The organism is Thalassospira sp. SN3W (assembly GCF_038070535.1).
Lineage (GTDB): Bacteria > Pseudomonadota > Alphaproteobacteria > Rhodospirillales > Thalassospiraceae > Thalassospira > Thalassospira xiamenensis.
This window is the reverse complement of the sequence record NZ_CP121124.1, coordinates 2,267,141-2,287,386: the sequence shown is the minus strand read 5'-3', so window position 1 is coordinate 2,287,386 and position 20,246 is coordinate 2,267,141. Positions and strand designations below refer to the sequence as shown.

Annotated in this window: 18 protein-coding genes; 11 read left to right on the top strand and 7 right to left on the bottom strand. The window is 54.0% G+C overall.

The features are described 5' to 3' along the window. Positions 1 to 16: 16 nt before the first annotated feature. Complete coding sequence (locus P8T57_RS10280; protein WP_341363034.1) at positions 17 to 424, bottom strand: hypothetical protein; 408 nt, start codon at positions 422 to 424, stop codon at positions 17 to 19. Between the two features lie 119 nt (positions 425 to 543). Continuing rightward, entirely contained in the window at positions 544 to 2,076 is a 1,533-nt protein-coding gene (locus tag P8T57_RS10275) for a tetratricopeptide repeat-containing glycosyltransferase family protein (protein WP_341363033.1), read from the bottom strand. 564 nt (positions 2,077 to 2,640) lie between these two features. Between P8T57_RS10275 and P8T57_RS10270 the strand changes: the two genes are divergently transcribed. Beyond that, positions 2,641 to 4,299 carry a HAMP domain-containing methyl-accepting chemotaxis protein gene (locus P8T57_RS10270; protein ID WP_341363032.1) on the top strand — a complete coding sequence of 553 codons (1,659 nt, stop codon included), beginning with the start codon at positions 2,641 to 2,643 and terminating at the stop codon, positions 4,297 to 4,299. Positions 4,300 to 4,381: 82 nt separating this feature from the next. Here the strand turns inward: P8T57_RS10270 and P8T57_RS10265 are convergent, their stop codons facing one another. Genes P8T57_RS10265 through ubiE form a run of 3 tightly spaced genes read right to left on the bottom strand, consistent with a single transcriptional unit; the run spans position 4,382 to position 7,164 of the window. Then, positions 4,382 to 4,810 carry a GNAT family N-acetyltransferase gene (locus tag P8T57_RS10265; protein ID WP_007091850.1) on the bottom strand — a complete coding sequence of 143 codons (429 nt, stop codon included), beginning with the start codon at positions 4,808 to 4,810 and terminating at the stop codon, positions 4,382 to 4,384. 9 nt (positions 4,811 to 4,819) lie between these two features. Further along, positions 4,820 to 6,379 (bottom strand): 2-polyprenylphenol 6-hydroxylase, encoded by a 1,560-nt coding sequence (gene ubiB, locus P8T57_RS10260; protein WP_037989415.1) that lies wholly within the window; start codon positions 6,377 to 6,379, stop codon positions 4,820 to 4,822. 11 nt (positions 6,380 to 6,390) lie between these two features. Beyond that, positions 6,391 to 7,164, bottom strand: a complete 774-nt coding sequence (gene ubiE, locus P8T57_RS10255; protein ID WP_341363031.1) for a bifunctional demethylmenaquinone methyltransferase/2-methoxy-6-polyprenyl-1,4-benzoquinol methylase UbiE — start codon at positions 7,162 to 7,164, stop codon at positions 6,391 to 6,393. A 144-nt stretch (positions 7,165 to 7,308) separates the two neighbouring features. Between ubiE and P8T57_RS10250 the strand changes: the two genes are divergently transcribed. From P8T57_RS10250 to P8T57_RS10240, 3 genes are all read left to right on the top strand, one after another. Next, complete coding sequence (locus tag P8T57_RS10250) at positions 7,309 to 7,953, top strand: phosphoribosylanthranilate isomerase (RefSeq protein ID WP_007091847.1); 645 nt, start codon at positions 7,309 to 7,311, stop codon at positions 7,951 to 7,953. A gap of 109 nt (positions 7,954 to 8,062) precedes the next feature. Beyond that, a complete protein-coding gene (locus P8T57_RS10245; RefSeq protein ID WP_007091846.1) occupies positions 8,063 to 9,034 on the top strand; it encodes an ion transporter in 972 nt (323 codons plus the stop codon). Between the two features lie 251 nt (positions 9,035 to 9,285). Further along, on the top strand, positions 9,286 to 11,508 hold the full coding sequence (locus P8T57_RS10240; protein ID WP_341363030.1) for an anthranilate synthase component I: 2,223 nt from the start codon (positions 9,286 to 9,288) through the stop codon (positions 11,506 to 11,508). A 126-nt stretch (positions 11,509 to 11,634) separates the two neighbouring features. On the opposite strand, the gene P8T57_RS10235 is transcribed toward P8T57_RS10240, so the two are convergent. Beyond that, a complete protein-coding gene (locus P8T57_RS10235) occupies positions 11,635 to 12,288 on the bottom strand; it encodes an RNA methyltransferase (RefSeq protein WP_230729497.1) in 654 nt (217 codons plus the stop codon). A 230-nt stretch (positions 12,289 to 12,518) separates the two neighbouring features. Between P8T57_RS10235 and P8T57_RS10230 the strand changes: the two genes are divergently transcribed. The 5 genes from P8T57_RS10230 (at position 12,519) to P8T57_RS10210 (ending at position 16,232) form a co-directional block, all read left to right on the top strand. Further along, entirely contained in the window at positions 12,519 to 12,716 is a 198-nt protein-coding gene (locus tag P8T57_RS10230) for a CsbD family protein (RefSeq protein ID WP_037989411.1), read from the top strand. 121 nt (positions 12,717 to 12,837) lie between these two features. Continuing rightward, positions 12,838 to 13,044 (top strand): DUF1289 domain-containing protein, encoded by a 207-nt coding sequence (locus P8T57_RS10225; RefSeq protein ID WP_114095594.1) that lies wholly within the window; start codon positions 12,838 to 12,840, stop codon positions 13,042 to 13,044. A gap of 76 nt (positions 13,045 to 13,120) precedes the next feature. Continuing rightward, positions 13,121 to 13,894, top strand: coding sequence for a DUF2470 domain-containing protein (locus P8T57_RS10220; RefSeq protein WP_114095595.1), 774 nt, complete (start codon positions 13,121 to 13,123; stop codon positions 13,892 to 13,894). A 210-nt stretch (positions 13,895 to 14,104) separates the two neighbouring features. Further along, positions 14,105 to 15,730 (top strand): phosphoenolpyruvate carboxykinase, encoded by a 1,626-nt coding sequence (locus tag P8T57_RS10215; RefSeq protein WP_341363029.1) that lies wholly within the window; start codon positions 14,105 to 14,107, stop codon positions 15,728 to 15,730. Between the two features lie 121 nt (positions 15,731 to 15,851). Beyond that, positions 15,852 to 16,232 (top strand): hypothetical protein, encoded by a 381-nt coding sequence (locus P8T57_RS10210; RefSeq protein ID WP_076519636.1) that lies wholly within the window; start codon positions 15,852 to 15,854, stop codon positions 16,230 to 16,232. A gap of 50 nt (positions 16,233 to 16,282) precedes the next feature. Here the strand turns inward: P8T57_RS10210 and P8T57_RS10205 are convergent, their stop codons facing one another. Beyond that, complete coding sequence (locus tag P8T57_RS10205) at positions 16,283 to 17,968, bottom strand: EAL domain-containing protein (protein ID WP_037989404.1); 1,686 nt, start codon at positions 17,966 to 17,968, stop codon at positions 16,283 to 16,285. A 427-nt stretch (positions 17,969 to 18,395) separates the two neighbouring features. On the opposite strand from P8T57_RS10205, the gene P8T57_RS10200 reads away from it, so the two are divergent. Together P8T57_RS10200 and dapD are read left to right on the top strand one after the other, a co-directional pair. Then, positions 18,396 to 19,094 (top strand): pyrimidine 5'-nucleotidase, encoded by a 699-nt coding sequence (locus P8T57_RS10200; protein WP_341363028.1) that lies wholly within the window; start codon positions 18,396 to 18,398, stop codon positions 19,092 to 19,094. A gap of 191 nt (positions 19,095 to 19,285) precedes the next feature. After that, positions 19,286 to 20,131: a 2,3,4,5-tetrahydropyridine-2,6-dicarboxylate N-succinyltransferase gene (dapD, locus tag P8T57_RS10195; RefSeq protein WP_007091836.1), complete on the top strand. Its 846-nt coding sequence runs from the start codon at positions 19,286 to 19,288 to the stop codon at positions 20,129 to 20,131. Positions 20,132 to 20,246: the final 115 nt, after the last annotated feature.

Below are 20,246 nucleotides of genomic sequence, written 5' to 3'. Positions count from 1 at the left end.
GTATTTCCCAAAATGATCAGTTGTCGCAAACGACTTCGGTCCCGACACCACGACCAAGATTTCCAGTCGCAGTGGCTTGGCCAGCGTCGCATGTAATCTTGACCTTGCTGCTTTCCGCTTCGATCAGAACCTGATCCCCAGCAACCCAATAATCTTTTGGGTCACCTTCAAAACGGATGTGATGCATACGCCCGGCAACCGTTGATGTCCCGAAATATTGGACAATCTCCGGAAACTGATCCCCCCTACGTTCATCAAGCACCGGGTCCTGCGCCCCTGGTCCAGCATACAACTCGACCTTGTATTTTGGATATTTGACTTCTGCTTTGGACAAAACAAAATCTGCGGAAGCAACTGGATTTTCGCCCGCATATAGAAACAGAGTCGCCGCCAATAAAGCCAAATGCAAGATTACTCGCTGCAAAATTCTATCCCCCTTTTGAAATCTCCCCCAATTTAAGCATTCTTGCATAAACCAAACAAAAAACGGAACTACCCATAAGATTAGCTTAAAGCTACTCTTTAGAGCCAAACACCTTAGTATCATGCATCTTTCGGTTTTTTTCTTATCCGTGCTTGCAGCAACACATCAAAATCTCTTGCCAGGTGTTCAATCGGAGTAGCCCAATCCCCCGGTGCTTCTTGCCGATAAATCCGCATCGTCGGGTACCACGGGCTGTCGGCCCGCCCGACCATCCACCGCCAATCCGTTGTATAAAGCTGCAACATCCAGACCGGTACACCAAGCGCGCCGGCAAGATGGGCCGGGGCACTATCAATTGTGATGATCAGATCCATCGCCTTCATCAACGCGGCACTGTCACCGAAATCATGAATATGTTCACCCATGTCGGTAATCAGGGCATTGGCACCAAGTTTTGCTATGTCACCACGCCGTTCATCGACCTGAAAACTGTAAAAACAGGCCCCTTTCTGAGCCATAAGCGGCATCAACTTTTCAAGCGGGCAGGATCGGTCACGCGGATTAAGTTTGCCTGCCCATATCAGTCCGACCTTAAGCACCGTTCCCGGTGGCGGGCTCAGCCGTGCCTGCTTGCCTTTCGGTGCACTCAAATAGGGTTCGGCAGATACGCGGTGTAATTCCGCTTCGTTGATTTTCATAACATGCGGCAGACTTAGCAACGGTACATGCAGATCAAAGGGCGGCAGTTTTGCGCCCTTTTCAACAATTGTTCCGACACCGGCAATCGTACGCATCACCGGGATCAATTCTGATCGGCATTCAAGGATAATATGCGCGGCCTTCTTCCCGACCATTGGCACAAAACGGGCAAACTGTATCATGTCGCCAAAGCCCTGCTCGGCGCGCAGCAGCAGTCTTTTGCCACGCAAATCAGCCTTGCCGTCCCATTCCGGAGCACCTTCAAGAGGACGGATAGGGTTATCGGCCAGTTTGCGGCGCGTTTCATATCCCGCCCAGCCAGCCTCATATTGCCCCATCGCCAGAAGGGCCAATGCCTTGTCCCAGTTGGCGTCGACATAGTCGGGATCAATCGCCAATGCTGCATCAAAATGCCGGATTGCCTGCTCGAAACGGTTGGTATCTCGAAAAACAAGACCGGCATTAAACGGATGCGATTTGATCGAAGCATCAAGTTCGAGGGCCTTGTCATGCGCTGCCGTGGCTTCTTCAAAACGCATCATTTCACGCAGGCAGTTGCCCATATTTGACCAAAGCCCGGCATTTCCCGGCCTTAACTCCGCCGCGCGACGATAAGCAACAAGTGACGCATCATGGCGTTTGCTGCGGCGAAGTGCCACGCCCAGATTGTTCCAGACATCGGGTTGATCCGGGTTCTGGCGAAGGACAGCACCATAAAGCGCAATCGCTTCGTCAATCCTGCCCGCCCGATGGGCTTCAAGCGCGCGCGCAAAAAGTTCCGATTTGTCAGAACGGTTAACCGCAATATCCGGTGCCGGTCGGGACGATACACTTGCTGATCCGGGTTCATCGCCTCGCATTTGATCAAGGGCACCGATTTCGCCTTTGGGCAGTTTTGGACTGTCATCACCCGCGGGCTTGGTCACAGGGCTTTTCACCCCGGAAATAGCCATGGTTTTCCTATCTTTTTTGGTGGCACGCGATTTTGTTATGGTTCTGGACTTAGCCATTCGGGTTCCCCGTCCCGCAAAAACTGCAGCATCGTGATCGGACAGCATCAAAAAGACAAGCCACCATCACCATATGAATGGGTATGTTAGGACCGACGAAGTCAGCCTGCGATTCGCATCACGAGAAACACCGGTTCCCCGAACAGCATTATTTACTAAAAACTTGAATGATACCGGACGATTTTATCGCATTTCGCAAGTTTCCGGTAATTTCAAACAAGCCTGTTTTAATTATTTCGGTTATCCGCCGCTTTGCAGTAGCTTTTTTGTGGGGTCCGAAGGAAAGCATAAAAAAGCTTCCCGTTCCCCGGGGAGTTTAAATCAGGGGAAGTCAGAAATAATAAATATCGTCGCTTTGGCAGGTCCCCGAAATCACCATTCGGATGACAGCCGGAACGATACCAATCCTGATCGTTCATGCCACGACAGCCTCAAATGATCGCTGGCAGACGAGAGGATTTCGAGGAAACAAAAATTCATCAGGCTTCAAAGGACGGGAGACCTTAAATGGCCGAAACCAAACGATCCGGCGGCTCTGTCGGACGCAAAGTTATTCTGGTTGTGGTTGCATTGTTGATTGTCGGCTTCGGCGCAATGATGACGATCCAGACGGTTTCGCAACGCGATGCGATGATCGAAATCATGTATAATGAGTCGGTCGAAAAAACCGAAATGCTGTCAACAGCCGTGCAACCGGGCTTTATTGCCATGGACGGCAACTCGGTCGAAAAAGAATTTCGCAAGATCACCGACAAGAAAGGATCACAGCTGGCATCGCTGGTGGCAGCCAATCCGGACGGCGAACCCATTGCGACCTATCAATCCGAAAACCTTCCCGAACACGATCTGGCTGCACTTGCCGAACCTTATCTGGAGCGGCTTGAAAACAAGGAAGTTGTCAGCTTCATCTCTGACGATGCGGTCATTGTTGCTGCGCCGATTACCAAATATTCCAAACGCCGGGACGAAGATCAATATCGCGGCATGCTGCTGACCGCATGGAGCCTGGAGCGCGTAAATGCCGAGGTAAAACAGGCCGTCATCATCCAGTTGGCCCTTGCGGCGGCAATCCTTGCCGTCCTTCTGGGCAGCACCTGGTTTGTCCTGCGCAATCAGATCATTACTCCGCTTGTTAAAATCAATGGTGCCATGGCGGCCCTTGCTGATGGCAATCGCGAGATTCACATCCCTGGCGTTCATCGCACCGATGAAATTGGCCAGATGGCGGCCTCGGTCGAAGTATTCAAGGAAAATGCCAACCGAGTTGCCCAACTTGATCGGGAACGCGAACAGGAACGCGAGCGCGCAGAAATAAAACGGCGAGAGGCAATGAACGGCCTTGCCGGTCGTTTCGAACAGACCGTCATGGGTGTTGTCGACGGTGTATCGGGCGCATCAAGCGAAATGCAGCAAGTCGCCCAGACAATGGTTGCGGCCGTTCATCAGAACGAATCCGGTTCGCAGGCAGTGGTTGCCGCAGTTGAGCAGGCCAATCATAGCGTCGAAACGGTTGCCAGTGCTGCCGAACAGCTATCTGTTTCAATCCGCGATATCAGTGCGCGTGTAAATGACACGTCAAACATTACCGCCAACGCCAGCACCGAAGCCAATCGGGTCAATGAAATGGTTCAGGGGCTTGATGTTTCAGCACAGAAAGTCGGCGAAGTGGTCCAGATCATTCAGGCCATTGCCGAACAGACCAACCTTCTGGCGCTGAACGCCACGATCGAAGCCGCACGTGCCGGTGACGCGGGCAAAGGCTTTGCCGTGGTGGCCAACGAGGTCAAAAACCTTGCCAATCAGACAGCACGCGCGACCGAGGATATTTCAGCCCAGATTTCCGGCATTCAGGGATCGACCCAGGAAGCTGTTGGTGCAATTGATGGCATCACCAGCATCATCGCCAATCTGAACGAAATCGCATCCGAGGTTGCCGCCGCAGTTCAGGAACAGGGACAGGCGACGTCCGAAATCTCACACTCCGTGCAGCAGGCGGTCCAGAGTACGCAGGAAGTCACAAGCCATATCCATGAAATGCAGTCTGCGGCCCGCCAGACCGGCGATGCCGCCCGACAGGTACTTGATGCCTCCGAAAAACTTGGCGCGCAATCAGGAACGCTGCGCAGCGAGGTCGGCAACTTCCTTGATGAAGTCCGCACCAGCTGATTGCGAGATTGCCGGAAACAAAAACGCCGCCCGGTCTGACCGTGGCGGCGTTTCTTTTAAAAGATGTCGGGTTTAATCATACCTAGAGCAAAGGTTCCCGATCATCGGATTCTGCATCAAGCCGCATCATGATCGTTTCATTCAGGTCTTCATATCCATGAAGGCGATAAACCGGTTGCATATCATGTGTCGCCAGCATCCATCGTTTGACCCGCGCAATATCGGGATGAGCATGCAGGGCATCAAGCATCATGGATGCAATGCCCCGACGACGGTAATCGGGGTCAACAAACACATCGGCGATATAGGCAATGGCGATGAAGTCGGTCACGACGCGGGCAAAACCAACCTGCCGCCCGTCACAATAGGCACCAACCGGTACCGACATTTCAACCGAACGGTCAAACTCGCCGCGCGACCTGCCCCGCGACCAATAAGAATTGGCAATGAAATCATAGCAATATCCAAGGTCCAGCCGACCGCGATCACAACTGATCTCAATTTCGCTCATTGCCGTCCTCTATTTGACGAACAGGGCGACTGCAAGTGCTGCAATCGCGACCCAAAGCAGGATGGATTGCTTGGAAACTCCACCGGAACTGCGCTGCCCGTTTGACCGGCCACGCATCGCTGCAACCGTATCAGGATGCAGGCGCAACCCCTGATCGGTAAAGACAGCCGATGCCTGTTCGGCAGCCTCAAGAACGCGCGGCAACCGGCGTAACATGGTCCCTGCCTGTCGGGTGGCTTCGGCAATCTTTGCTTCCGGGCCAAGGTTTTCACGCATCCATTCCTCAATCAGCGGACGCGACAATTCCCACATATTCTCGTTCGGGCTTAAAATACGGGAAAGCCCCTCGGCGACAATCATGGTTTTCTGCAACATCAGAAGCTGCGGCTGGGTTTCCATCCCGAAGGTTTCGGTAATCTGGAAAAGCTGCCCCAACAGGCGCCCGACCGAAATATCGGCCAGTTCCTTGCCCAGAATCGGCTCGCCGATGGAACGGCACGCCTGCTGGAAATTTTCAAGCGACTGGTTACGTGGGACATATCCCGCTTCGAAATGCACCTCGGCGACACGGCGATAATCACGCGTCAGAAAGCCAAGAAGCATTTCTGCGAGGTACAGGCGCGTCTGACGGTCAACACGCCCCATGATACCGAAATCAACGATGCTGACCTTACCGGTTTCGTCGACAAACAGGTTGCCCGGATGCATATCGGCGTGGAAGAAGCCGTCACGGAAAACCTGTTGGAAAAATGCCCCCGCCGCCTTCGCCAGAAGGGCAGAGCGATCAACACCCATGCGATCCAGGGCCTCGACATTGTCGATGCGAACACCTTTGACCCGTTCCATGGTGATCACATGTTCCGCCGTCCGTTCCCAATCGATCTGCGGCACATAATAAGTCGGATCAGCCTCGAAATTGTCGCGGAACTCGGATGCTGCCGATGCTTCAAACCGCAAATCCATTTCAAGATGCACGCTGTCTTCCAGCGTCTTGATGGTTTCAACCGGTTTGAGACGACGCAAGCGCGGTTGCGTCAGTTCGGCAATCTCCGCCACCCAGTAAAACAGATCAAGGTCACGGGCAAAGCGCGTCTTGATATCCGGGCGCAGCACCTTGACGGCAACTTCTCGCCCATCGGACGTGGTGGCAAAATGTACCTGTGCGATGGATGCCGCCGCAACAGGCGTATCATCAAACTCGGAAAAAAGGGTTTCAAAAGGCCCGTCAAGCTGTTCGGTAATGATCCGCTTGGCAATCTTGGCCGAAAATGGCGGCAATCTATCCTGCAGGCTTGATAAATCAGCCGCAACATCATCCCCGATCAGATCGGCACGCGTGGCCAGTGTCTGGCCAAGTTTGATGAATGCGGGGCCCAATTCTTCAAGCGCACGGGCCAACCGGCGCCCCGGCCGCAAATCGGATCGACGTGAAAATGGTGCTGTCAGTCGGGCAAAAAACGCCAGAACCTTTCCACCCGGCACAAGGGCAAGTGGAAACAGCGCATCATGACGCGCCAAAGTCCTAGCCATTCCAAGCAGTCGAAAGCTGTTGCGAACGAACCGTATCATTCAGTCGCCACCTATACCCGCCAGCCGGAATGAATGGCGGCAATACCACCGGAAAGATTGCGATATTTCACCCGTTCGAACCCGGCATCGCGGATCATGGATGCAAAAGTTTCCTGATCGGGGAACTGACGGATGCTTTCGGCCAGATACTGATATGCTTCGCGATTCCCGGCAATGAAGCGACCGATTTCAGGCAAAAGCTTGAAGGAGTATGTGTCGTAAAGTTTATCAAACCCCGGCACCACCACCTTGGAAAACTCTAGACACTGGAATTTTCCACCCGGTCGGAGCACACGATAGGCTTCGGAAAGGGCTTCGGTAATCCGCGTCACGTTCCGAATGCCAAAAGCAATGGTATAGGCATCAACCGAATGATCGGGCAGTGGCAGTTTCTGCGCATCGCCAACAGTCCAGTTGATGTTTTTCAGCAACCCGTGATCCACCGCGCGATCACGACCGACATGCAGCATTTCATAGTTAATGTCGCACACCGTGACAGAGCCGCCACCATTCTTCAGGAACCGGAATGCAATGTCCCCCGTGCCACCGGCAACGTCCAGCAGCTTCATGCCCGGACGCGGCTTCAGCTCGTTGATGAACGTATCTTTCCACAAACGGTGTACACCGCCGCTCATCAGATCGTTCATCAAGTCATATTTGGACGCGACGGTATCGAAAACCTCCCGCACCATGGATGCCTTCTGGCTTTCCGGAACATCCCGAAAACCGAAATGGGTTGTCTTTTCGCCGTTTTCGCCCCCGGCTGGGCCTGTGTGCTTGTTCATGGCCGGGAAAATAGCGCAGCAACCGCCATCTCGCCAGTGGAAAGCCACTTAAATTCGCAAATATCCTGTTGGTCGGGATCACTTTCTGCTAGGACCAAATGACTTGGACGGAAGTTTGAATTGGCTACAAGACAGGACACTCCGATGAGCTGCATGGTCAAAATCTGTGGAATCAATAGCGAAGACGCCGCAATGGCCGCGATGAGTGCCGGTGCTGATGCCTTGGGCTATGTCTTTTTTCCACCAAGCCCGCGTCACATATCGCTTAACGGCGCCACTACTTTGACCGAGCGCGTACCAGACAGCATCCTTAAGGTTGGCCTGTTCGTTGAAGCTGGTGACGAAGCCCTTGAAAACGCGATCAAGGCCGGTCGCCTTGACGTGATCCAGATGCATGGCAAGGAAAGCCCGGAACGGGTCGCAGAAGTAAAAGAAAAATTCGGTCTGCGCGTCATGAAGGCCGTTTCGGTCAGTACGTCCGATGACATTGATGCCGCTGCGGCAAACTTCGATGGCGTCGCCGATTTTCTGCTTTTTGATGCCAAACCGCCCAAAGAAAGCATTCTACCCGGCGGCAACGCCGTCAGCTTTGACTGGACACTTCTGACCGGGCGCAGTTTCAAAAGCAGCTGGATGCTCGCCGGTGGGCTTGACCCTGATAATGTCACCGATGCGGTACGCATTTCCGGTGCACCATGGGTTGATGTATCGTCTGGCGTTGAAAAGACCAAAGGCGTGAAAGACGCGCGCAAGATTGCCGATTTCATTCGCGCGGCAAAGGGTTACTAGTACCCGACCGCGCTGTATCAGCATCCTCTTTAACCATTTCTGAAGCGATCCCCGCAATTATCGGACGATCGCGGGCGGTGTTTGGTGCCCCGTTAGCGTATGGGGTCAAATGGAAAGAACGCTTCGATCAAAAGTTCAGAATTTGCTGCATGGGGTCGACCGTCAATCACGGGTGTCATTGACGGTACATCTGATCCTTGCTTCGCTGATCGTGATCAATGTTATCTGCGTCATTCTCGACACCGTTCATGAATTGGCCGAACAGTTTTTTATACTGTTTCTGGTCATTGAGCTGATCTGCACGGCGATTTTCACAGTTGAATATGTCTTGCGCGTATGGTCGGCCCCCGATAACCCGGAATTTTCCGGAAAATGGGGGCGTTTGCGTTATATGCTGCGACCGATGGCAATGGTTGATCTGATTGCGATCCTCCCGGTCTTCTTGCTGTTTTTCACGTCGATTGATCTGCGGTTCATCCGCATTGTCCGTCTGCTTCGGCTTTTGAAGTTCACCCGCTATTCTACCGGCCTTGAACTGATGCTGATGGTGTTTCGTCAGCAGATGGGCATCTTTGGTGCCGCAAGCGCAGCGCTGGCCTGCATGCTGGTTTTCAGCGCCGGCGCCATTTATCTTGCTGAACACGAAGCCCAACCTGACGCATTTGGCAACCTGCCCAGTGCCCTTTACTGGAGCGTTATCACCCTTGCCACCGTCGGTTACGGGGATGTCGTACCAATCACAGCACTCGGTAAAATCATCGCAAGTCTGATTTCACTAACGGGTATCGGCATCGTCGCGGTGCCTGCCGGCATTCTGGCATCCGCCTTTTCCAGTGAACTGCGCCGCCGCGAAGAGGCCTATCGCCAACAAGCTGCCCATCAGCTTTCGGGAAAACGCCTGACCGAGGCCGTGCGAAAAAGGCTGCGATCCCATCAGGACGAACTTGGCATCAGCGATGAACAGGCCCAGTCCATCATATCCGACATCCGCGACATTCATCATAATCACGAAGACGATCTTTTGTCCTGTCCACATTGCCATAAACCGCTTCGTTTCGAAGTTTCCGAACCGGGCGAATAATCGTCTGATCAAAATGCTTGACGCCCGCCTGATCGCTGATCATAGTTTGAAACATGAAAACACACGGCATGAACCCAATCCTTATTTCCAATCGTTGGTGGTGGTCCGCATAAGCGGGCGGCCAATTATCATGCCCTGAAACAACCGGCCGCCTGATCCTCGCAGGCGGCTTTGTGTTTTCAGACCTTCTCCCTATTTGCTGAAAAGTCACATTGCTCCTGCGGCAGCGCCCCGCAAACGGAGTATTTGACGTGACCAACCCGACTTCTGAAACCAGTAGCGAATATCGATATACAACGGATGGCGGCATCGCCGTTATTCGCCGCCAGACAGAAATCACCTATGAAAATGCCACCGAAAGCCTGATCGACGCGCTTGATCGGACCAAGGGTGTTTTGCTGTCTTCAAGCTACGAGTTTCCGGGTCGCTATTCGCGCTGGGACATGGGCTTTGCCAAACCACCGCTGGAAATCACCGGACGCGAACGCGGCTTTGCAATCCGTGCGCTTAATGATCGCGGCCGGGTGCTTTTGCCGGTGATTGAAAACGCCCTTGCCGATCATGCCCATATCGAAGGCCTGACCAAGGGCGATGACGGGCTTTACGGCTATGTCGGCAAAGCAGCCGCCTGGTTCCCCGAAGAAGAACGCAGTCAACAACCCAGCCTGTTTTCCGTTGTCCGGGCCATTCGCGATCTGTTCGCCCACAAGGGCGAGGAACGTTTGGGTCTATACGGTGCCTTTGGCTACGACATCGCCCTTCATTTCGAACAAATTGCACTGACCCAGAACCGCAGCAGTGATCACAAGGATGTCCATCTTTATCTACCCGACCAGATGATCACGGTCGATCATGCGTCCAAGGTCGCGACCCTTTTTGAATATGAATTCATTGCACCAGATGGCCATAGTACCGCCGGGCTAGATCGCATTGCCCAGGATCACCCGCCATCACATGGTGCAAACGGCATCGTAGAAAATGATATGAAAGACGGCGAATACGCAGCCGTCGTCGATGATACCAAGCCACGATTTGCGCGCGGTGAACTGTTTGAGGTCGTGCCAAGCCGCGTCTTCCGGACCGAATGCAAAACTGCCCCGTCGGCAATCTTCCGCCGCCTTAAACGCCGCAACCCGGCACCTTATGGTTTCCTGATCAATCTGGGGGATGGTGAACATCTGATCGGGGCATCGCCGGAAATGTATGTCCGCGTCACCGGTCAGCGTATTGAAACCTGCCCGATTTCGGGCACCATCGCGCGCGGTCGCGACGCGATCGAGGATGCGGAAAATATCCGAACCCTTCTGAATTCGGCCAAGGAAGAAGCCGAACTGACAATGTGCACCGATGTTGATCGCAACGACAAGGCACGCGTCTGCAAACCCGGCAGCATCCGTATTCTTGGCCGTCGCCAGATCGAAATGTATTCCCGCCTGATCCACACGGTCGATCACGTCGAAGGCCGCCTGCGCGAAGGCTTTGATGCACTTGATGCTTTCCTGACGCATTGCTGGGCGGTTACCGTAACCGGTGCCCCCAAACGGGCAGCCATGAAACATATCGAAACAGTCGAGCGCAGCCCGCGGGCATGGTATGGCGGGGCCATCGGCGCGGTTCTGTGCAATGGCGACTTGAATACCGGCCTGACATTGCGCACCGTGCGCCTCAAACAGGGTGTCGCCGAAGTTCGCGCGGGTGCGACATTACTGTTTGATAGTGAATCTGCCGCCGAAGAAGCAGAAACCGTGTTGAAGGCATCGGCCATGATTGATGCAGTCACCCGCGATGCCAAGGACGAAGCCACCATTGATCCGACCATTTCGGGCGTTGGCAAACGCGTGCTTCTGATCGATCACGAAGACAGCTTTGTTCAAAACCTTGCCAGCTATATCCGTGCGACTGGTGCCGAAACATTAACGCTCCGCCCCGGTTTCCCGGATGAGGCGTTTGATGATTTCAAACCGGATCTGGTGTTCCTGTCCCCGGGTCCGGGGCGCCCCGATGATTATGGTCTGCGCCAAAGCATTGAACGTGCGCTTGCCGCGGGGCTTCCGGTATTTGGTGTTTGTCTTGGTTTACAGGGGATTGTCGAATTTTTTGGTGGATCACTTGGTCAACTCGACACACCGATGCATGGCAAACCGTCTAAGGTGAAACTGGACCCGTCTGATCCGTTGTTTGAAGGCCTTCCCGATGAAATCGTCGTCGGTCGCTATCACTCGCTATTTGCCGATCTGGCGAGCCTGCCTGCCGATCTTAAGGTCACCGCGCGCAGCAGCGACGGGGTTGTGATGGGAATACGCCACCAAAGTCTGCCGATCAGTGCGGTGCAGTTCCATCCCGAAAGCCTGCTGACCCTGCAAGGCGATGTCGGAATGCGGATGATTGCCAACCTGCTTCGCAACCCGCACGGCATTCTGCCCGAAAAGGCTGAGATTTTCGATGGTGATGAAGCAACAGTCCAAGCCGCCTGAAGCGATACGATAGACCGGATTACCTGACCCATCCCCCTGCCATCGACCTCCCCCTGTCGATGAAACCGGGTCAGGAAAATGCGACGGCCGCGCCCCTCCCTCGCGGCCGTTGCTTCATTTCATGCCTTAATCGTCGTCGTCATCCAGCGTCCCGTCGATCACACTGTAATCGGGTGGCGGAGCCTGACGAAACTTTTCCGGATCGGCTTTGCGTTTGTCACGCGTGCGCGAAATCCAGCCGCCATAAAAGGCTTCCGGCTTTGGTTCGGTCGGCGCACCAGCACGTACCGGGCGCGGGGCGAACCGGCCCAGACTGATCAGGCGGTCATACATCACGATATTGGCAGCAATAGCGACATTCACGCAGAAGCTCATCGGGATTTTGATGATGAAATCGCACTGATCCTGCATTTCCTGCGACAGATTTCCGCGTTCCGGGCCAAGAATATAGGCCGCGCGCGACGGGTGTTTGAAACTTGGCAGTTCAATCGCATCAGGTGTCAGTTCGACACCAACCATCCGGCATCCATCGGGCAGGAACAGATGATCGTGATCCGGGAAGTGATAGTAGGGCATCTGCTCGGACGCACGTGATGTGTCGGCCACATTGGCCCGTTCATCACGGAAATCCGCATCGACCGTAAAGGCAAAGCTGGCACCAAACGCATGAGCGGAACGAAACAGCGTGCCCACGTTAAAAGGCTTGCTGGCCCCTTCGATCCCGATCCCGAAATATCCGCGCATATTGTCCTCCGTGCTGCACGCCGATGGTGCGCTCACACACACTCCAATGAAAAAACTGGCTCGGCTATACCCCTCAAAGGCGAATATGGCAAGTCAGCGGGCCACAACCCTGCCCCGACAGAGGAAGCAATCCGGGCATCGTGGAACAAAAAACACTCCGAGCCGTTTTATGATCAGGCAACCGGAAAAGCAGCATGCCATTGGCATGCAGATAAAATTTCCGGACCGAACGAGCAAACACCCCGAAAGAAACAGGAGAACACCTGATGAATTGGGACCAGATTGAAGGCCGTTGGAAACAGATGCGTGGTCACGTCAAGCGCGAATGGGGCCGCCTCACCGACGATGATCTTGATGAGATCGAAGGCCAGCAGGAAAAACTGGTTGGCTTGGTTCAGGAAGCCTATGGCGTTAAACGCGAAGAGGCCGACCGTCAGGTCCGCAACTGGTTTGACCGCCTCTAGGGCTTTCATCCCCACCAGATTACCACACATAACTAAGCCCGCCGGATTATTACCCTCTTGATCCTGGCGGGCTTTGTGTTTTCTATGCAGGCAATCAATCCTGTTACCAGCTTGGAAAATCATGCCTGTCAAATCCCCCTGCATTGGCGTTTGCGTTCTTGGCCCCGCCGCTGGCTACTGCACCGGATGCTTTCGTACGGGCGACGAAATTGGTGCATGGATGGGCATGAGTGACGGCAGCAAGAAACGGCTGCTGGAAACCGTCCGCAAACGGCGTCTTTCGACCACTTCCGAACCGCTGATCACGACCGGGGACAAAGACCTGTAACCCAGCCAGACCAGACATTGCGGACGGCAACAACCAACCCCAAATAAAAGCCCTGTTCATCAAAGGGACACACGGCATGTCGGACATTGCACACCACAACGGAAATGCCGCGGCAGAACTCCGGCGCATGACAAGACGTGCCACACATGCCGTCATGGCCACAACCGCCTGCGATCATAAACAGGTTGGCGATGGCTGGCCGGTGACATCAATGGTCGTTCCTGCCGCCCATATTGATGGCAGCCCCATTCTGCTGATTTCCGATCTGGCGGATCATACCCGTCATTTACGACGTGATCCGCGTCTGTCGCTTCTTTTCACCGACGGCAATATCGATGCCGGACAAAGCGAGCGGATCGATACGGATAATGCCAGACTGACGATCTTTGGCCGGGCCGTTGCCGATCACGCACCGGAAACACGCCAACGCTACCTTCAAACCCATCCCGATGCCGCCCAATATGCCGATTTCGCCGATTTTGACTTTTACCACGTTGCGGTAGAGGCGGTTTACTGGGTTGGCGGGTTTGGCAAACAGCGCCGACTAACGGGGAACCAGTTTGTGATTGATGGCTGCCAACCACTGATTGATGGCCATGATGAAGTCATTTTCCAAATGAATTCCGATCATGCCGATGCGATAGCCGACATTGTCGGATATTTCACCGATCAGGATAAGAATGACGGTTGGAAAATGGTCGCCATTGATTGCGATGGAATGGATTTGGAATGCAATTCTGCCGATTCCCGACCTTTGCGGGTCAACTTCACCGAAACAATCCGCAGCCCCGGCGAAGCGCGCGATATTCTGGTCGAAATGTGTAAAAAATCGCGCGGTCAGGTGTCCTGAATTTGGCAACGAAGATTTAATTATCACTTTCGAAAGGTGACTTTTCGCAAACGCAAAAACGTCTACGTTTTCCTTGGTATTGAGCCAAAGGACAGGTTGCTTTTGAGACACCTTTGTAACAATATGTCGCGACGCAAACGGTTAACCCACATACCGATTGTGTAGAATTGACTATTAACCCCCAGACTCAATTCCCACCAGGAGAGATCCGTGCTGCAATCAGGACCCGTTGTCAGCCGTGTAGGCCTTGAAACCCATGGCCTCAAGAATCTTGGCGCCGTTCACTGGAATTTGGACGCTGCCGGCCTCTACGAACATGCAATCCGTCGTCAGGAAGGCAAAATTGCCAAGGGTGGCGCATTTGTTGCGCTGACAGGCGAGCATACCGGACGTTCCCCTCTGGATCGCTTTATCGTCGAAGAGGCAGGCACCAAGAATGACATCGACTGGGGCGACGTTAACCGCCCGGTCAGCCCGGAAGTGTTCGAGCGCCTGTATCAAAAAGTGCGCGCTTACTTCCAGGGCACCGAACTGTTCGTTCAGGACTGCTATGCCGGTTCGGATCCGCGTTTCCGCCTGCCGGTTCGCGTGATCAACGAAAATGCATGGCACAATCTTTTTGCGCGCAACATGTTCATTCAGCCGCAGAAAGAAGAACTTCGCGACTTCGCACCGGAATTCACCGTTCTGCACGCTCCTGGCCTGCAGGCTGATCCGGAAGTCGACGGCACCCGTTCCGAAGTATTCGTCGTCGTTTCGTTCGAACGCAAAATGGTGATCATCGGCGGCACTTGGTATGCCGGCGAAATGAAGAAATCGATCTTCTCTGTTCTTAACCATATTCTTCCGGCCAAAGGCGTCATGCCGATGCATTGCTCGGCCAATATGGGCAAGGACGGCGACACCGCGATCTTCTTTGGTCTGTCGGGTACCGGCAAAACCACCCTGTCGGCCGACGCATCACGCACGCTTATCGGTGACGATGAACATGGCTGGGGCGAAGATGGCGTCTTCAACTTCGAAGGCGGCTGCTACGCCAAGGTGATCAAGCTTTCCAAAGAGGCAGAACCGGAAATCTATGCCACAACCCAAACCTTCGGGACGGTTCTGGAAAACGTTGTGATGAATAAGCAATCGCGCGAGCTTGACCTCGACGATGCCCGTCACACCGAAAATACCCGCTCAAGCTATCCGATCGAATTCATCCCGAATGCATCGGAAAACGGTCGTGGTGGTCACCCGAAAAACATCATCATGCTCACCTGCGATGCGTTTGGCGTTCTGCCGCCGATCGCCAAGCTGACCTCGGCACAGGCGATGTACCACTTCCTGTCGGGTTACACCGCAAAAGTTGCTGGCACCGAAAAAGGCGTCAAGGAACCGACCGCGGCGTTTTCCGCCTGCTTTGGCGCACCGTTCATGCCGCGTCATCCGTCGGTTTATGCCAAGCTGCTTGGCGAACTGATGGAAAAACATCAGGCAAATTGCTGGCTGGTCAATACCGGCTGGTCCGGTGGTGCGTATGGTGTCGGTTCGCGCATGAAAATCGCCTATACCCGCGGCCTTCTGAACGCGGCGCTCAATGGCGAACTCGAAAATGCCGACTTCGCGACCGACCCGTATTTCGGTCTGGCATACCCGACCGCGTGTGGTGACATCCCCGCCGAAGTCCTTAACCCGCGTGAAAGCTGGTCAGACAAGGCTGCCTATGACAAAGCCGCCGCGAACCTGACCAGCCTGTTCGAAAAGAACTTCGCGAAGTTCGAAGAACATGTCGCTGCCGACGTTCGCGATGCTGCAATCCGCAGCAACGCCGAAGTCAAAGCCGCCGAGTAAGGCGACTGACACCCGTTATTTAAGAAAGGCCGGTGCATGCATCGGCCTTTTTGCTGAAAACAGAAAATTGATTCTCGTTTCAACCGACGGAACTGCCCGAGCTGTGCCGTCCTAAAATACGTTGACGTTTTTTCCTGAAGCCAGCGGTCGATCATCCGCTGGCTTTTTGATGCACGCTTTCTGTTGTTTGCATTGCCAGAGCGATCTGCGTGCAACACTGGCAAAGCTGCGTGCGCAGAAAGCCGATTTGACCCAATCGGTGCTTTTGATGGAAGAGATGGGGCAGACGCAAGTGGTTGTCGACTACAATTTTCAGTCGGCGGTAGATGACCCCCACGGACTAATTGCCCATCACGCGGTGACACAGGCGACATCGTACCAGAACGAATTAAATCAACATTCTGAGGGTCAAAAACATCATCGAAAGGCTCTCGCTCTTCCCGGCAAAATGAAAACACTCTCGCTTATGCAAAACCCCGCTAACAATCTAACGGGGTTTTGACACAGGCTCAGAATGGCGACCTTTACGGTGACTAACGGATACTGAACTTACTACCGTTTGGGATCATTAATATTGCGCCAGTAAAGCGTAATGTCCTTTTCGGGCTTACCGAAAAGATATCCTTGGGCATAGTCAAAACCGACCTTGGTGACCATTTCGCGCATGGTTTCGGTTTCGATCATTTCGGCCACGACCTCGACCTTCAGTTCATGACAAAGATCGACCAGCGATTTAAGGAATGCACGGCCTTTGGTTGCCTTCAATGACTGCCGGATCGATTCCCCGTCTATTTTGACATAATCAACATCCAGCGCACTGAGATATCGGAAATTCGATGCTCCTGTACCGAAATCATCCAGACAGATTTCAACACCAAAATCGCGGAACCGTGAAATCCAGGTTGATGCGGTATCGATATCCGTAATCTCGGCCGTTTCGGTAATCTCGATCATCAACTGCCCCATCGTGTCGCGATTGCGTTCAAACAGTGCAATCACAGACCGGCAGAAATCCGGGTTTTCGATGCTATGACCCGAAACGTTGACCGCCACACGGGCATCGATGCCCTCGTCCAGCTGGTTACGGATCCATTTGAGGGTCCGGCGCATCATCGCCAGATCCAGCCTGTGGATCATATTGACCTGTTCGGCAAAGCTGATCAGTCGTTCCGTCGGAATAAGATTACCATCGTCATCATAAAAGCGCGCCAAGACCTCGAAATGATGGATTTCCGCAGATGGCAACCGCACGATCGGCTGATAAACCGCATCGAATTTCAGACGGTCAACCCGCATGCCGAAATCGCGCATTGCCGAAAAGGTATCATTCACCAGATTGGGGGTCTGCCCTATCAGGCGCGAAAATGTAAATCCGTGCTCCTGCCGGTCACAGAACCGGCGGATAGAATAAAGCACCCCGCGAGCAAGATCGCCAGGCGGGATCATTTCGGCCGTAAAGTCGGTAACGGACGTGGAAATCTCCACCCCCTTGCCTTCCGGATCGGCGTCCCGCGCACAATCGGCAATCCGATCTTCAAGTTCGCCAACCGGCACATCGGGCCGGTGCAACATACCGAACTGATTGCCATTCAGGCGGCCCGCAGTATCCCCGGCAACGGAATGCGCCCTTAGAAATGCACCGATACTGGACAGCATTTCATCCCGTTCGATCTGCTCCATGCGTTTGCAAAGCGGATCAAAGGCATTCAATGTCATCAGGGTAAATTTGTGTTCTGCACCGGTTTCGCGTTGCGCCATCAGGCGTTCGGTCACCACCCGGGACAGGCTTTCCTCGTCCATCAGTCCGGTTGCCTCATCGCGCCTGATTGATCGCGCCACATCATGGGGTAGCGTATTGATCGCAACGCGCAGGGCAACAAAGAAATGATCGCCAAGATCGGGCAGGAAATAACCACTCATGGAAACCGGGGCGCTTAACTGCTCATCCGGGCGAATAAACCGCACCTGGATATTGTCCATACGGCCACGACGGCGCGCCACATACAGCATTTCCTGAACCAGCGGCCGGAATTGTGGGGCCAGAACCGATTGCAGACTATGTCCTTCAAGGTCGGCTGCGGACCGGCCCATCATGCCATCTGCCGCCCCGGATGCGAACACGATCCTCAGATCGTCATCCAGTTCAAGCAGAAGATCCCCCCACACAAACGCAAGTGCAGCGAAACGATTCCGTTCGTTCCGAAGTGCCGTCGTTCGACTTTTGAGAAGCTTTTCCAAAGGGTCCTCTTGCGCTGCCTCGAAATCCTTGCGCCTTCCTGCCCCCAATTCAGGAAGTCACATCATCCGCAAAGACGAATTCGCCTATCATCTGCATGGCACCCTTAATAACGCCTTTACAGCACCGACAGATTTCGAACTTCGCGAATACATTTCCGGGTGCGTAACGCGCCGAAATTCGGAACATTCCCCTGGCACCGCCCGGCTCCAAACACAGATTGACTATATCTTTGTTCAGGCTGCGCTTTTTAAACCCCTACCCCGAATTATTCGAGCCTGAAATTGTTGCAAAAACCGCATGCCTACAATGCTGCATTGCAAAATCACCGTCGGCACCTTTGCAAACCGGATGTAATCCCATAATAAAGAACGTCGTGAACGCCGCGTAGCTTTGTGCCACCATCGCCCATAACCGGAATGCTTCAACATGCCCTCGATCGTTTCTGCCACTGCTGTCATTCCGCGTATTGCGCCGGACAATGTCCTGATCTTTGATCTCGACAACACGCTCTATCCCTCGGCATGCGACCTGTTTTCGCAGGTCTCGAATCTAATCGGGCAATATGTGCGTGATACATTACGGATTCCGTCGGACGAGGCCTATGTGATCCAGAAAAGCTATTTTCACCGCTATGGCACGACGCTGCGCGGTCTGATGACCGAACATGACATTGATCCGGCGGATTACCTTAACAAGGTTCATAATATTGATCTGTCCGTGATGGATCCTGCGCCGGAACTGGCGGCTGCTTTGGATGCGCTGCCATGCCGCAAGGTGATCTTCACCAACGCGTCGCGCGGGCATGCCGAACGGGTGATGGATCGCCTTGGCATTGCCAGCCATTTCGAAACCATCTTTGACATCGTCGACGCCGACTATATCCCCAAACCCGAACGCCAGCCCTATGACCGATTGCTTGCGCGCGATGCAATTGATCCAACGCGCGCGATCTATTTCGAAGACATGGCCAAAAATCTGCTTCCGGCAAAGGACATGGGCATGACGACCGTATGGGTCCATACTGACGAGGAATGGGCGCAGGTTGGCCGCGACGATCCCAGGATCGACCACGAAACCAACAATCTGGTGCATTTCTTACGCGAACTGGGCAAGGGTCCGGCCTAAAACCGGGTTCGGGCAAATTTGTCATGGTTCCAAGATTGAGCTTGGTGCCGTGATCGGGTAATTCTTGCGCGGGTCAGAATCAGGGAACCCAAAAGCCGGAACTACGTAAACTGGCGGAGTTGACTTCACAGCAGGCTTTGACCATTCTCCGCCCGACATGAAATTAAGGCTGACCGCAAGGACTTCTGAAAATGGACAGAACAGAACTTGAAGGCGTGATCAACGTCGCATGGGAAAACCGCGACGAAATCGGCTCCGCCACCCAGGGTGAAATCCGCAAGGCCGTCGACCAGACGCTTGCCGCACTTGATAGCGGCAAACTGCGTGTTGCCGAAAAGACAGACGGCAAGTGGATTGTCAATCAGTGGGCCAAGAAGGCGGTTCTTCTGTCCTTCCGTCTCAATGACATGACCACCATTTCCGGCGGCCCCGGCGAAAACACCAACTGGTGGGACAAGGTCCCGTCAAAATTTGAAGGTTGGGGTGAAGCTGAATTCAAAAATGCTGGCTTCCGCGCCGTACCGGGCAGCATCGTGCGCCGTTCGGCCTATGTCGCACCGGGCACCGTTCTGATGCCGAGCTTTGTGAATCTTGGTGCCTATGTCGATACCGGCGTGATGGTCGATACCTGGGCAACGGTCGGTTCCTGCGCACAGATCGGCAAAAACGTTCATCTTTCCGGTGGTGCCGGTATCGGTGGCGTGCTTGAACCCCTTCAGGCCGGTCCGGTCATCATCGAAGACAACGCCTTTATCGGGGCGCGTTCGGAAATCGTCGAAGGTGTTATCGTCGAAGAAGGTGCCGTGATTTCGATGGGTGTGTTTATCGGCGCTTCAACCAAGATCATCGACCGCACCACTGGCGAGACCTTTGTCGGCCGCGTTCCGGCATACTCGGTTGTGGTTCCGGGCAGCATTCCGGGCAAGCCATTGCCCGATGGCAAGCCGGGACCGAGCCTGTATTGCGCGGTCATCATCAAACGTGTGGATGAAAAAACCCGTTCGAAAACCTCGATCAACGAATTGCTGCGTGACTGATTTCTGTCACCGGATTTGCCAATGATCTATAAGGGGCGAAGCGGAATGCCGTTTCGCCCCTTTGCACATCAAATGTTTCACTTGAAACATCCATGATGGATTTTTAATCCTACTC

Excerpts from the sequence above, each read along its gene's own strand:
- P8T57_RS10275 (WP_341363033.1), bottom strand. The coding sequence starts at position 2,076 with ATGGCTATTTCCGGGGTGAAAAGCCCTGTGACCAAGCCCGCGGGTGAT.
- P8T57_RS10270 (WP_341363032.1), top strand. The coding sequence starts at position 2,641 with ATGGCCGAAACCAAACGATCCGGCGGCTCTGTCGGACGCAAAGTTATT.
- P8T57_RS10265 (WP_007091850.1), bottom strand. The coding sequence starts at position 4,810 with ATGAGCGAAATTGAGATCAGTTGTGATCGCGGTCGGCTGGACCTTGGA.
- ubiB (WP_037989415.1), bottom strand. The coding sequence starts at position 6,379 with ATGATACGGTTCGTTCGCAACAGCTTTCGACTGCTTGGAATGGCTAGG.
- ubiE (WP_341363031.1), bottom strand. The coding sequence starts at position 7,164 with ATGAACAAGCACACAGGCCCAGCCGGGGGCGAAAACGGCGAAAAGACA.
- P8T57_RS10250 (WP_007091847.1), top strand. The coding sequence starts at position 7,309 with ATGAGCTGCATGGTCAAAATCTGTGGAATCAATAGCGAAGACGCCGCA.
- P8T57_RS10245 (WP_007091846.1), top strand. The coding sequence starts at position 8,063 with ATGGAAAGAACGCTTCGATCAAAAGTTCAGAATTTGCTGCATGGGGTC.
- P8T57_RS10230 (WP_037989411.1), top strand. The coding sequence starts at position 12,519 with ATGAATTGGGACCAGATTGAAGGCCGTTGGAAACAGATGCGTGGTCAC.
- P8T57_RS10225 (WP_114095594.1), top strand. The coding sequence starts at position 12,838 with ATGCCTGTCAAATCCCCCTGCATTGGCGTTTGCGTTCTTGGCCCCGCC.
- P8T57_RS10220 (WP_114095595.1), top strand. The coding sequence starts at position 13,121 with ATGTCGGACATTGCACACCACAACGGAAATGCCGCGGCAGAACTCCGG.
- P8T57_RS10200 (WP_341363028.1), top strand. The coding sequence starts at position 18,396 with ATGCCCTCGATCGTTTCTGCCACTGCTGTCATTCCGCGTATTGCGCCG.
- dapD (WP_007091836.1), top strand. The coding sequence starts at position 19,286 with ATGGACAGAACAGAACTTGAAGGCGTGATCAACGTCGCATGGGAAAAC.